Raw genomic sequence first — 13,390 nt, 5'->3', positions numbered from 1 at the left:
CATTATGAAATATGCATTAGGTCCACTTTTATACTTTTGGTCTAAAGAGAATATTGAATCTTTTTATCTGAAATCGATAAGCAGTGAAGCAGATATTATTTATTTGGGCGAGAGTGTTTGTTCAAAACGTCGTGAAATGAAACCAAAAGATTGGTTTGCTATTGCTAAAGATATTTCTGACTCTGGCAAGCAAGTCGTTTTATCGACTATGGCGCTCTTAGAAGCCCCAAGTGAAGTCAATGCCATGAAAAAGTACATTGATAATGGTGATTTCATTATTGAGGCTAATGACGTTTCAGCGATTCAATTAGCTTCAGAAAGCAAAGTTCCTTTCGTCGTTGGACCAGCGGTTAACTGTTATAACGCTCAAACCTTAAACTTATTTTTGAAGCAAGGTATGACTCGTTGGTGTATGCCTGTTGAACTATCACGTGAATGGTTACAGAACGTATTAACTCAATGTGACGACCTTGGGATCCGCGATAAGTTTGAAACTGAGGTGTTCAGCTATGGTTATCTGCCATTAGCATATTCAGCTCGCTGCTTTACCGCAAGAGCGGAAAATAAACCCAAAGATGAATGTGAGACTTGCTGTATTAAGTACCCAAATGGCATCACGGTAAACAGCCAAGAGGGACAAGAAGTCTTCACCTTAAACGGCATTCAAACTCAATCGGGTTATTGCTACAACTTAATTAACGATCTACCAAGTATGAATGAACTGGTTGATGTTGTGCGATTAAGTCCTTTAAGTGTTGAAACATTCAGTGAAGTTTCTAAATTTAAAGCCAATGAAACAGGCTTAGAAAAATTCTCTTTAAAAGATGCTCGTCACTGTAATGGTTATTGGCATAACATTGCTGGCCTTGATATACAGTTATAATATCGCCCAAATAGCGTTATTAAGATAACAAAAAGCCCTTACTTATACACTTTAAACTAAGAGTATAAGTAAGGGCTTTTTATTTAACTGAGTCGAACGACTATTATTCGGTCGCTTCGTCTTTTAACACTTCTTTTTCTGGTTGTTCTGGCGCTGATTTTACTTCTAACGCTTGTTGCTGTTTCAGTTTCTCTTCTTGTATCGCTCGTAATGATTGGTAAATTTTACCAAGCTCAACAAATGAATAACGATGTTCAACAAACTCATAGACATTACCCGCCATTGCTAATTTATACAGAGCAATTGCATTTGGATAATCACCTTCGTGTTGATAACGCTTAGCAAGATAGAAGTAACCTTCTGTCAACTTTTCAGCTAAAGCAACATTATTGCGGGTAGTACTAAGTATTGTTTTTAAAAATTCATCTTCTGATGTTTCTTTTAAAATAACGCCAGCTAACTCCCAACCAAAATCACCGTCAGTTCGTTGTTGATACTGAACTTTAAATTCTTCTGTTGCTGCAATAGGATCAATTTCAAGACCTATCCAATAGAGCCAAATCGCACGATATGGGTCTGTTGGTGCATCATTATAATGTTTCTTTGCTATCTCATAAGCTTGATCGTAACGCTCGCCATAATAAAGGGCGATAGCTAAATTACGCTCTGCAAATTGATTCGTTGGGTCGAGTTCTAATGCAGAATCTAATGCTTCATAAGCACCATCAAAGTCAGTATTTTGCGTGTAATACACACCCAAAATATTAAAAACATCACTTTGATCTGGCTTTAAATTAAGAGATTGGGTGAAGTCTACACGAGCTAAATCACGTAGACCTAAACTGTCATTAATTAAACCACGTTCATAGAACATTTTTGCACGAGTAATATTATCGACATCTGGTCGTAATAACAGTTGGTCCAAACGAGACAGCTGGATCTCTTGCTGAATACTTGGCTGCAAAGGAACCGCCATTGGTGGAGTGCCCCATCCAGAGGAGTTTGATGCACATCCTGATATAACTAATACTGCGCCTACTAACGCAACTCGAATCCAATTCACTCATTTTCTCCTATGATAAGCTGACTTCTTCTAACTACAGTTAAAAGAAAAGGGAGCATTTCTGCTCCCTTTATAACACGCTTTAAATCAAAAGACTGTAATCAATCAGATTATTCTGCGTCTTTAACTTCTGCAGCAGCTGCTGGGTTTAGCTCAGCATTTGCTTCTTTGATACTTAGACGGATACGGCCTTGACGGTCGATCTCTAGTACTTTAGTTTGTACTTCTTGACCAACTTGTAGGTGGTCAGCTACTTTCTCGATACGCTCTTCAGCAATTTGAGAAATGTGTACTAGACCTTCTTTAGGACCAAGAACTGTAACGAATGCACCGAAATCAACGATACGCATTACTTTACCTGGGTAGATCTTACCTACTTCAACTTCAGCTGTAATCTCTTCGATACGACGAATTGCTTCTTGTGCAGCAGCACCTTCAGTCGCAGCGATTTTGATAGTACCGTCGTCTTCGATTTCGATAGTTGTACCAGTTTCTTCACAAAGAGCACGAATAACCGCGCCGCCTTTACCAATAACATCTTTGATCTTATCAGAGCTGATTTTCATTGTGTGGATACGTGGAGCGAATTCAGAGATATCTTCACGAGCACCAGAGATTGCTTCATCCATAACAGTAAGGATGTGCTTACGCGCGCCTTGTGCTTGGTTTAGAGCGATCTGCATGATCTCTTTCGTGATACCTTCGATCTTGATGTCCATTTGAAGTGCAGTGATACCAGCATTAGTACCTGCTACTTTAAAGTCCATGTCACCTAGGTGATCTTCGTCGCCAAGGATGTCAGAAAGAACAACGAAATCGTCGCCTTCTTTAACAAGACCCATAGCGATACCAGCAACAGATGCTTTAATTGGAACACCAGCATCCATAAGTGCTAGAGAAGTACCACATACAGAAGCCATTGAAGATGAACCGTTAGATTCAGTGATTTCCGATACTACACGTACTGTGTATGGAAATTCTTCAACAGAAGGCATAACCGCTTGGATACCACGTTTAGCTAGTTTACCGTGACCAATTTCACGACGCTTAGGAGAACCAACAAAACCAGTTTCACCTACACAGTATGGAGGGAAGTTGTAGTGTAGAAGGAAGTGATCTTTCTTCTCACCCATTAGGCTATCGATGATTTGCGCATCACGTTGTGTACCAAGCGTTGCAGTAACAAGTGCTTGAGTTTCACCACGAGTGAATAGAGAAGAACCGTGTGTACGTGGAAGAACACCAGTACGTACGTCTAGCGCACGAACCATGTCTTTTTCACGGCCATCGATACGTGGGTGACCAGCAATGATGCGGCTACGTACAACGTTTTTCTCTAGAGAACCAAGCATGCCACGGATTTCGCGCTCGTCTAGTTCTTCATTTTGAGCTAGAAGTGCTTCAACAGCTTCGTTTTTAATTACGCCAACTTGCTCGTAACGCGCCATTTTCTCAGTGATTTGGTACGCTTCAGAAAGACGAGTTTCTGCAAGCTCAGCAACTTGTGCTTTAAGCTCAGCGTTTACTTCTGGAGCAGTCCAATCCCAAGCAGGAGTAGCAACTTCAGCAGCAAATTCGTTGATAGCTTTAATTACTACTTGTTGTTGGTCGTGACCAAATACAACAGCAGAAAGCATTTCTTCTTCAGATAGGTTATCAGCTTCTGATTCAACCATTAATACTGCGCCTTCTGTACCAGACACAACTAGGTCTAGTTTAGAATTTTCAAGCTCAGTGTTTGATGGGTTAAGAACTAGCTCACCATTGATGTGACCAACACGTGCAGCACCGATAGGACCATTGAATGGTACACCAGCGATAGAAAGTGCAGCAGACGTTGCGATCATAGTGATCATATCTGGGTTTACGTCAGGGTTGATAGAAACAACCGTAGCGATAACTTGAACTTCGTTTTTAAACGCACTTGGGAAAAGTGGACGAATTGGACGGTCGATTAGACGAGCCGTTAGAGTTTCGCCTTCTGAAGGACGACCTTCACGCTTAAAGAAACCACCAGGGATTTTACCAGCAGCGTATGTACGCTCTTGGTAGTTTACTGTTAGTGGGAAGAAATCTTGACCTGGTACTGCGTCTTTTTTAGCAACAACAGAAACGAATACTGAAGTATCGTCCATGCTTGCCATAACAGCAGCAGTTGCTTGACGAGCCATTACGCCCGTCTCAAGAGTTACGGTATGGTTACCGTACTGGAATGATTTTACGACTGGATTCGCGAACATTATTTTTCCTTTATTCTTAACGCTCAAACCATTTCTGGCTGAAATTAAGAAAATTTAAGTGATAATTCAATCTATTACCAATCGCGACTAGTACAAATTTACTTAATAAAAGATAACTTGTAATAGTCGCGACCTAGTGGCCGACTTCGGTGACTGTAATAGATGAACAAAATTATAGAGTTAAAAACGCACACTGCGATTTCAACGGCCATAGTATACCCCAATTAGGGCAATATGCGAGGTTCAGAAATGAAAAAGGAGAGTTATACCAAGCTATGTGTTTATTGCAGATACAAAAAAAGGAGCGATAAACGCTCCTTTTTGTCAAACTGTCTTTACAGACATCGCAAATTAGCGACGTAGGCCTAGACGTTTGATTAGATTTTGGTAACGCTCGCTGTTTTTACCTTTTAGGTAATCAAGAAGCTTACGACGGCTAGAAACCATACGTAATAGACCACGACGGCTGTGGTGATCGTGCTTGTGATTAGCGAAGTGACCTTGAAGGTGGTTGATAGAAGCAGTAAGTAGTGCTACTTGTACTTCTGGTGAACCTGTATCGCCTTCAGATTGTGCGTATTCTGCAACGATTGCTGCTTTAGTTTCTGCATTCAGAGACATAATGCTCTCCTGATAAGAGTTGTTTAATATATGTAGCAGCCAATCTCTGATTCAGCCACTACGCGAAGGGCGAATTATACGGATGAACAATAATAAAGCAATAAAAAAAAGAGCAAAAACCACAAGGCCTTTGCTCTTTCTTAATCAAGACACTCAAGAGTGTTTATTTATCTTCTTCGACTTCATCTCGGAAAACAACTAAACGCTTTGGTGCAACACGACCGTCATTATCAATATGTCCAATACCAATAAATAAACGCTCTTCACCCGAAGTCATTCGTACGATCCCCTCTTGAGGAGCCCCAAACACTTGAACTGGTTGTCCATGTAAAACATGATCAGCCAATTCTGGGATCATGTTTACTTCAGGTAAATCTTGAACTGCTGAATCCATAGGCATTAGTAACGGATCAAGTAACTCACGCGGTGCAATATCTTCACGATGAGCTTGTTCTAGTAAAGCTTCAAGATACTCAATCGTTACCATATTCTCATATGGGTAATTTGATACACCCGTACGACGTAAATAGGTTACATGAGCACCACAGCCTAACATCTCACCTAGATCATCTGTAATTGTGCGAATGTAAGTGCCTTTAGAACAATGCACTTCCATCTCAACTTCATGACCTTCAAAGCGAATTAATTCAATTGAATAAACCGTGATTTTACGAGATTTACGAGGTACTTCAATGCCTTCACGTGCGTATTCATACAAAGGGCGACCTTCGTGCTTTAACGCTGAAAACATTGATGGAATTTGATCTGTTGTACCACGAAACTTAGCGATGCAACGCTCAAGCTGACCACGATCAACCTTCACTTCACGAGTTTGAACCACTTCACCATCAGAATCTGACGTATTAGTACGTTCACCAAGCTTCGCTACCACACGATAGCGTTTATCTGAGTCTAATAAAAACTGAGAAAACTTCGTCGCTTCACCAAAACAAAGAGGCAACATACCTGTAGCTAGAGGATCAAGCGCACCAGTATGGCCCGCTTTCTCTGCAAAGTAGATGCGTTTTACTTTTTGCAATGTATCGTTCGACGTAATTCCTGCCGGTTTATCAATTAAGATAACGCCATCAATAGGACGACCCTTACGACGACGAGCCATTACTCTTCCCCTTCGTCTGATTCAGTACGGCCTGATTCAGCCATTTTACGCTTATCGGTATTCATCACGTCTGTTACCAAGTTAGACATACGCATACCTTCAACAAGAGTATTGTCGTAAGTAAAACGAACTTCAGGAGTTAGACGGTGACGGATACGTTTACCAAGCATCATTCGAACTGGAACTTCATGCTCTTTCAATGCAGCTAGGCATGTTTCTGGTGTTTGCTCACCAACACAGAAGAAAGTAACGAACACTTTTGCGTAAGCAAGGTCACGAGATACTTCAACATCTGAAATAGTAACCATACCGATACGTGAATCACGAACTTCACGTTGCAAGATTACCGCTAATTCTTTTTGTAACTGTTGCGACACACGTTGTGCGCGGCTAAATTCTTTTGACATATCATTTCTCACTTAGAAAGATGGGGGGCGTGGTAATTACCAGCCCCCCATGGTGTATTTAACAACCGATTACTCCATTATTTCATTGAATAATAGAAGTAATTATAGTCAATTAATCAAGAGTACGTTGAATCTCGATGATTTCGAATACTTCGATTTGGTCGCCAGCGCGAACATCGTTGTAGTTCTTAACGCCGATACCACACTCGTAACCATTTTTAACTTCAGCAACATCGTCTTTGAAACGACGTAGTGATTCTAGTTCGCCTTCGTAAATTACGATATTGTCACGTAAAACACGAATTGGGTTATTACGCTTAATAGTACCTTCAGTAACCATACAACCAGCGATAGCGCCAAGTTTAGGAGACTTAAATACTTCACGTACTTGTGCAAGACCAATGATTTCTTGACGGAACTCAGGAGCAAGCATACCGCCCATCGCTTGTTTAACTTCGTCAATCAACTGGTAGATGATTGAGTAGTAACGAAGGTCTAAGTTTTCGTTTTCAATTGTACGGCGAGCTGTCGCATCAGCACGAACGTTGAAGCCTAGAAGGATTGCATTAGATGCTGCTGCAAGTGTTGCATCAGTTTCAGTAATACCACCAACACCAGAACCAATGATGTTAACTTTTACTTCATCAGTAGACAGTTTCAGTAGTGAATCAGCGATTGCTTCAACAGAACCTTGAACGTCAGCTTTAAGTACAACGTTACATTCAGCAACTTCACCAGCTTCCATGTTTGCAAACATGTTTTCTAGTTTCGCTTTTTGTTGACGAGCTAGTTTAACATCACGGAATTTACCTTGACGGTAGTTAGCAACTTCACGCGCTTTACGCTCATCACGAACAACTGTTGCTTCGTCACCTGATGCAGGAACACCAGAAAGACCAAGAATTTCTACAGGAATAGATGGACCTGCTGATTCGATGTCTTTACCGTTTTCATCGCGCATTGCACGAACACGGCCGTACTCTTGACCACAAAGAACGATATCGCCTTTGTTTAGTGTACCTGACTGAACAAGAACAGTAGCAACTGGGCCACGGCCTTTATCTAGACGAGATTCAACAACAACACCTGATGCCATACCTTCTTTAACCGCAGTTAATTCAAGTACTTCAGATTGAAGAAGGATTGCTTCAAGAAGACCTTCGATGTTTGTACCTTGCTTAGCAGAGATATGAACAAAGATGTTCTCGCCGCCCCACTCCTCAGGAATAACGTCGTATTGAGCAAGCTCATTTTTAACGTTATCTGGGTTAGCGCCTTCTTTATCGATTTTGTTTACCGCTACAATCAGAGGTACACCAGCCGCTTTTGCGTGTTGGATAGCTTCGATTGTTTGTGGCATAACACCATCATCTGCAGCAACAACAAGTACAACGATATCTGTCGCTTGAGCACCACGAGCACGCATAGCAGTAAACGCTGCGTGTCCAGGAGTATCAAGGAAAGTGATCATACCGTTGTCAGTTTCAACGTGGTATGCACCGATATGTTGTGTAATACCACCAGCTTCCGCGTCAGCAACGTGTGCACGACGGATGTAATCTAGTGTTGAAGTTTTACCGTGGTCAACGTGACCCATGATAGTAACAACAGGAGCACGGCCTTCAACCGCTGCATTGTTATCACGATCAGACAGTACCGCTTCTTCTAATTCGTTTTCTTTACGAAGAACCACTTTATGGCCCATTTCTTCAGCAACTAGAGCTGCTGTTTCTTGGTCAATAACTTGGTTGATAGTCGCCATAGCGCCCATCTTCATCATAACTTTAATTACTTCAGTTGCTTTTACTGACATTTTGCTTGCCAGTTCAGAAACAACAATCGTCTCACCAATTGCAACATCTTGCTTAGCAACAGTTGCTGATTTATCAAAGCCGTGTTGCATAGAAGTAGGTTTGTTTACTAGAGGCTTCTTGTTGCGACCGCCGCGTTGGTTACGACCACCGCGAGATGCTTCAGCAGGTTTTGCTTTTTTCTTACGACGACGAGGCTGTTGCTCATCTTTACGGTCTGCAGCATCTTCTGCTTCACGAGCGTGAGATGAAGTTGTTACGTGATAATCTGCAGTTTTTTCAGCTGCTGATTTTTTCTGCTCTTCTTCTTTCCAACGAGCTTCATTTTCTTCAGCTAGTTTACGAGCATCTTCAACTAGTTTTGCAGCTTCTGCTTCTGCTTTACGAGTCGCTTCTTGTTCTTGACGAAGTTTTAGTTCATCAGCTTCTTTTTTTGCTTGATCGTTTTTAGTAGTCATTTCTTTTTTAGCCTTTTCAGTCTCAGCACGCTTCGCTTTTTGTTCAGCGTCACGCTTTGCTTTAACCTCTGCTTCAGCATCACGTTTAGCATTTTCTTCCGCTTCACGTTGTGCTTTCTGTTCAAGTTCGCGAATTGCAGCATCCTCTGCATCACGTTTTGCTTGTTCTTCAGCTTCCGCTTTCAGTTGCTCAGTCTTTTTCTCTTCTTCAAGTGTGCTTGCTTTTACATAAGTACGTTTTTTACGTACTTCAATTTGCACATCTTTACTTTTTCCGCCTGAACCAGCAACACTTAATGTGCTGCGAGTCTTACGCTGAAGAGTTAGACGGGTTGGTGAAGCGCTTTCATCAGCACTACCATGCTCTTTCTTTAGATGAACAAGCAATGATTGCTTTTCACCTTCAGAAACAGAGTCTCCATCTTTTTTATTAATACCAGCATCTGAAAATTGCTGAAGTAAGCGGTCAACCGGAGTTCCAATTTCTTCACTAAGTGCTTTTACCGTAAGCTTTGTCATACCGCTTCTCCTTGCTGAAATAATTATGCTTCGTCGCTGAACCAACAAATGTTACGTGCTGCCATGATTAATTCACCAGCGCGTTCTTCTGTTAAGTCTTCAATATCAGACAGCTCATCAACACCTTGGTCTGCAAGGTCTTCCAGTGTAATTACACCTTTAGCTGCAAGTTTGAACGCTAGCTCACGTTCTAAACCTTCAAGAGCAAGCAAGTCTTCAGCTGGTTCAATACCATCTAAAGATTCTTCTTGCGCTAGTGCAAGTGTTGTTAATGCTTCTTTAGCGCGAGTACGAAGAAGATCTACTGTTTCTTCGTTTAACGCTTCAACTTCAAGTAATTCATTTACAGGAACGTAAGCGATCTCTTCAAGTGTTGTGAAACCTTCTTCAACAAGTAGTTGAGCGAAGTCTTCATCAATGTCTAAATGCTTAACAAATGCATCAATAGAGCCTTGAGCTTCTTCTTGGTGCTTCTTGTTAAGATCAGCAACTGTCATTACATTTAGTTCCCAACCAGTTAGTTGAGATGCTAGACGTACGTTTTGACCACTACGGCCAATAGCTTGTGCTAGGTTATCAGCTTCAACAGCAATATCCATAGTATTGTTGTCTTCATCAACAATAATAGAAGCTACTTCAGCAGGTGCCATTGCATTGATAACGAACTGCGCTGGGTTATCATCCCAAAGCACGATATCGATACGCTCACCGCCAAGATCGTTTGATACAGCTTGAACACGTGCGCCACGCATACCAACACACGCACCAACTGGGTCAATACGCTTATCGTTAGTTTTCACTGCGATTTTAGCACGAGAACCTGGATCACGAGCAGCCGCTTTAAGTTCAATCAGCTCTTCACCAATTTCTGGCACTTCTACGCGGAACAATTCAGTCAGCATGATGCCTTTTGAACGAGTCATGAATAACTGGAAGCCTTTAGCTTCTGGTTTCACTGCGTATAGAAGACCACGAACACGGTCACCTGGACGGAAGTTTTCACGAGGAAGTTGGTCTTCACGTAAAATTACCGCTTCAGCGTTGTTACCAAGATCAACAATAATAGCATCACGGTTTACTTTTTTAACGATACCAGTGATTAGCTCACCTTCGTTATCAATGAATTGTTCAACAATCATTGCACGTTCAGCTTCACGTACTTTCTGTACGATAACTTGCTTCGCTGTTTGTGTAGTAATACGGTCAAACGTTACTGATTCGATATCATCTTCAACAAAACCACCGATTTCGATCGTTTCATCTTCAAATTGTGCCGCTTCAATAGAAATTTCTAATGTTGGATTCTCAACTTGAGCAACTGCTTCCCAACGACGGAAAGTTTCAACAGCACCTGTTTTGCGATCAATCGCTACACGTACTTCAATTTCTAATTCAGATTTTTTCTTTGTTGCTGTTGCTAGCGCGATTTCTAATGCTTCAAAAATTCGCTCACGAGGAACAGCTTTTTCATTTGATACTGCTTCTACAACAGCTAAGATTTCTTTGTTCATTTTAGCCTCTATTCAGCCTTAAAATTTAGGAACTAAGTTCGCCTTTGAAATGTTGCTTAACGCAAATTCTTCATTGTTACCATCAACTGTAACCGTAACAATTTCACCGTTAATGTCTAGGATATCTCCTTTCCATTTACGACGGTTATTCATCGGCATTTTTAATACAAGGCTGACTTCGTGACCAACAAATTGTTGATAATGTGCGGCTTTAAACAGTGGACGTTCAAGACCTGGAGACGAAACCTCTAGGTTATATGCTACTGTAATTGGATCTTCTACATCCATTACTGCACTGATTTGACGACTGGCTTCTGCACAGTCCTCCACAAAGATGCCATTTTCATGGTCGATAAATACACGTAACGTTGAGTGTTCACCCGCACGAATAAATTCTAAACCGACCAATTCATAACCTAAAGCACCAACAGGAGCCTCAAGCATTTCTGTTAGTTGTCTTTCTAATCCTGTCATTGATATCCCCTGAAAACAAAAAAAGGGCACTAAAGGCCCAATTTTTTAAAAAACAGTCTGTTTCAGATAGCAAAAAACCCCGATAATTGCGGGGTTTAGTACTGCTGGACCCTGAATGCCACTTGCGTAGCTTATCTAATAAGAGCAATTACTTTTATTAGATAATTGGTTGCGGGAGCCGGATTTGAACCGACGACCTTCGGGTTATGAGCCCGACGAGCTACCAAGCTGCTCCATCCCGCGTCCGAAAAGAACAAAGAAAGTATAGTTTCTTTATCCTTTTATTACAAGAATCAAATTCTTGTCTGAATATGGTGCCGAGAGAGGGACTTGAACCCTCATGCCCTAGAGCACTAGCACCTCATGCTAGCGTGTCTACCAATTTCACCATCTCGGCTAAAGTCGTTTAAAGAGGTACGTCGCTGTTTTCAGTAGCAGGAACGTCACTCACATTATCAGTTACTTGTTCTGTAGCTTGTTGATCTAATTTAAGATCAAAACCTTCAGATTTATGCGTAGACATATTGCCTAGTGCTAAACTGATAATAAAAAATACTGTTGCACAAAGTGCGGTCATTCGGGTTAAAAAATTTCCAGAGCCACCAGAGCCAAATACTGTATTTGATGCCCCAGCTCCAAATGAAGCTCCCATATCTGCGCCTTTACCGTGTTGTACCAATACTAGGCCAATTACACCGACTGCGGCAATCAGATAAATCACAAGTAGAATCGTATGCATTCCGTCACCTATGTATCTAATTAATGTACCGGTAGCCCATTGGCAACACCAGCGCCCTCTCAATTAAGAGGCCGGAGGATATTAACTAAACTAGGCTACTATGACAAGTTAAAATTAACAAAAAACGTTCAATTTCATTTAATTGCTTAAATTAACAGCTTTCTTTTACTGCATTCGCGATTTGAAGCGCATATTGCTGAACAAGCTCAGCATTTTCGCCTTCTACCATAACGCGAATTAATGGTTCAGTTCCTGATTTACGTAATAAAACACGACCATTGTCACCCAATTTTGATTCAACATCAGCTTGAGCTGCTTTAACTGCATCAGAATCAAGAGGATTATTATCGCCAGTAAAGCGAACGTTCTCCAACACTTGAGGGAACATAGTCATACCATTACATAATTCTTGTAATGACATTTTACTACCGACAATAGAAGCGATTACTTGAAGTGCCGCGACAATGGCATCACCCGTAGTTACTTTATCCAATAGAATAACATGGCCTGAGTTCTCTGCGCCAATTAACCAATTGTTCTCTAATAGTTTTTCCATCACATAACGGTCACCGACATTAGAGCGAACAAATGGGATACCTAAATGACGCAATGCCACTTCCATTCCCATATTCGTCATCAATGTGCCAACAACACCGCCTTTTAGCTCACCACGACGTAATGCGTCACGTGCGATAATATAAGCAATTTGGTCGCCATCAACTTTTGCACCAAACTCATCAACCATGATAATACGGTCGCCATCGCCATCAAAAGCAACACCGAAATCGGCTTTTTCTTCTAACACTTTAGCTTGTAAAGCACGTACATCTGTAGCACCTACTTCATGGTTAATGTTGGTGCCGTTTGGTTCACAGCCAATAGTAATGATCTCTGCGCCTAGCTCTTTAAATACATTAGGTGCAATATGGTACGTTGCGCCATGAGCACAATCGACAACCATTTTAACTCCCGCTAAGCTCAGCTCTTTAGGGAAGGTACTTTTACAAAATTCAATATAACGCCCAGCAGCATCATTTAAGCGAGATGCTTTACCTAATAATGCAGATTCTACACACGTCATAGGTTTATCTAGTTCAGCTTCAATCGCCATTTCGATATCATCAGGAAGTTTAGTTCCTTCTGATGAGAAAAATTTAATGCCGTTGTCGTAATATGGGTTATGAGATGCTGAAATAACGATACCGGCTTCAGCACGAAACGTCTGAGTAAGGTAAGCCACAGCTGGCGTTGGCATTGGACCCGTAAATTTCGCTTGTAACCCAGCTGCAGCTAAACCAGCCTCTAAGGCTGATTCCAACATATAGCCTGAAATACGCGTATCTTTACCAATAATGACTTTTTTTGTGCCTTGCTTAGCTAAAACTTGTCCAGCCGCCCAACCCAGTTTCATAATAAAATCAGGGGTGATAGGTGCTTGGCCTACAAGCCCACGAACACCATCGGTTCCAAAATATTGACGCTCAGCCATGCTGTACTCCATGTTTTAATTCTAATAATTTATTTAAATATAATACCAGAGGTAT

General features: G+C 41.3%; 11 protein-coding genes and 2 tRNA genes. 1 reads left to right on the top strand and 12 read right to left on the bottom strand.

Annotated features, from left to right (window positions below; all coding sequences use genetic code 11):
- The first annotated feature begins 4 nt into the window (after positions 1 to 4).
- Positions 5 to 883, top strand: coding sequence for a U32 family peptidase (locus tag AC2INI_RS02415; protein ID WP_122036678.1), 879 nt, complete (start codon positions 5 to 7; stop codon positions 881 to 883).
- A 103-nt stretch (positions 884 to 986) separates the two neighbouring features.
- Here the strand turns inward: AC2INI_RS02415 and nlpI are convergent, their stop codons facing one another.
- The 12 genes from nlpI to glmM form a co-directional block, all read right to left on the bottom strand.
- Positions 987 to 1,946 carry a lipoprotein NlpI gene (nlpI, locus tag AC2INI_RS02410; RefSeq protein ID WP_122036677.1) on the bottom strand — a complete coding sequence of 320 codons (960 nt, stop codon included), beginning with the start codon at positions 1,944 to 1,946 and terminating at the stop codon, positions 987 to 989.
- Positions 1,947 to 2,056: 110 nt separating this feature from the next.
- Complete coding sequence (pnp, locus tag AC2INI_RS02405) at positions 2,057 to 4,186, bottom strand: polyribonucleotide nucleotidyltransferase (protein WP_122036676.1); 2,130 nt, start codon at positions 4,184 to 4,186, stop codon at positions 2,057 to 2,059.
- Between the two features lie 351 nt (positions 4,187 to 4,537).
- Positions 4,538 to 4,807: a 30S ribosomal protein S15 gene (gene rpsO / locus AC2INI_RS02400; protein ID WP_060992441.1), complete on the bottom strand. Its 270-nt coding sequence runs from the start codon at positions 4,805 to 4,807 to the stop codon at positions 4,538 to 4,540.
- Positions 4,808 to 4,970: 163 nt separating this feature from the next.
- Positions 4,971 to 5,927 carry a tRNA pseudouridine(55) synthase TruB gene (truB, locus tag AC2INI_RS02395; RefSeq protein ID WP_122036675.1) on the bottom strand — a complete coding sequence of 319 codons (957 nt, stop codon included), beginning with the start codon at positions 5,925 to 5,927 and terminating at the stop codon, positions 4,971 to 4,973.
- Entirely contained in the window at positions 5,927 to 6,334 is a 408-nt protein-coding gene (rbfA, locus tag AC2INI_RS02390) for a 30S ribosome-binding factor RbfA (RefSeq protein ID WP_486305261.1), read from the bottom strand. Before rbfA ends, truB begins: the two co-directional genes overlap by 1 nt.
- A 112-nt stretch (positions 6,335 to 6,446) precedes the next feature.
- Entirely contained in the window at positions 6,447 to 9,122 is a 2,676-nt protein-coding gene (gene infB / locus AC2INI_RS02385) for a translation initiation factor IF-2 (RefSeq protein ID WP_122036673.1), read from the bottom strand.
- Between the two features lie 23 nt (positions 9,123 to 9,145).
- Positions 9,146 to 10,633 (bottom strand): transcription termination factor NusA, encoded by a 1,488-nt coding sequence (gene nusA, locus AC2INI_RS02380; RefSeq protein ID WP_122036672.1) that lies wholly within the window; start codon positions 10,631 to 10,633, stop codon positions 9,146 to 9,148.
- Between the two features lie 18 nt (positions 10,634 to 10,651).
- Positions 10,652 to 11,107, bottom strand: a complete 456-nt coding sequence (gene rimP, locus AC2INI_RS02375; protein WP_012549404.1) for a ribosome maturation factor RimP — start codon at positions 11,105 to 11,107, stop codon at positions 10,652 to 10,654.
- A gap of 166 nt (positions 11,108 to 11,273) precedes the next feature.
- Positions 11,274 to 11,350: transfer RNA gene (locus AC2INI_RS02370), tRNA-Met, on the bottom strand.
- 69 nt (positions 11,351 to 11,419) lie between these two features.
- A tRNA-Leu gene (locus tag AC2INI_RS02365) sits at positions 11,420 to 11,504 on the bottom strand.
- Positions 11,505 to 11,513: 9 nt separating this feature from the next.
- Positions 11,514 to 11,846 carry a preprotein translocase subunit SecG gene (gene secG / locus AC2INI_RS02360; protein ID WP_122036671.1) on the bottom strand — a complete coding sequence of 111 codons (333 nt, stop codon included), beginning with the start codon at positions 11,844 to 11,846 and terminating at the stop codon, positions 11,514 to 11,516.
- A 151-nt stretch (positions 11,847 to 11,997) separates the two neighbouring features.
- On the bottom strand, positions 11,998 to 13,335 hold the full coding sequence (glmM, locus tag AC2INI_RS02355; RefSeq protein ID WP_486305260.1) for a phosphoglucosamine mutase: 1,338 nt from the start codon (positions 13,333 to 13,335) through the stop codon (positions 11,998 to 12,000).
- Positions 13,336 to 13,390 lie beyond the last annotated feature (55 nt).

The sequence above is a fragment of the Aliivibrio friggae genome (assembly GCF_057368515.1).
The sequence above is the reverse complement of the archived record's forward strand: the minus strand, read 5'-3'. Positions and strand labels throughout refer to the sequence as shown.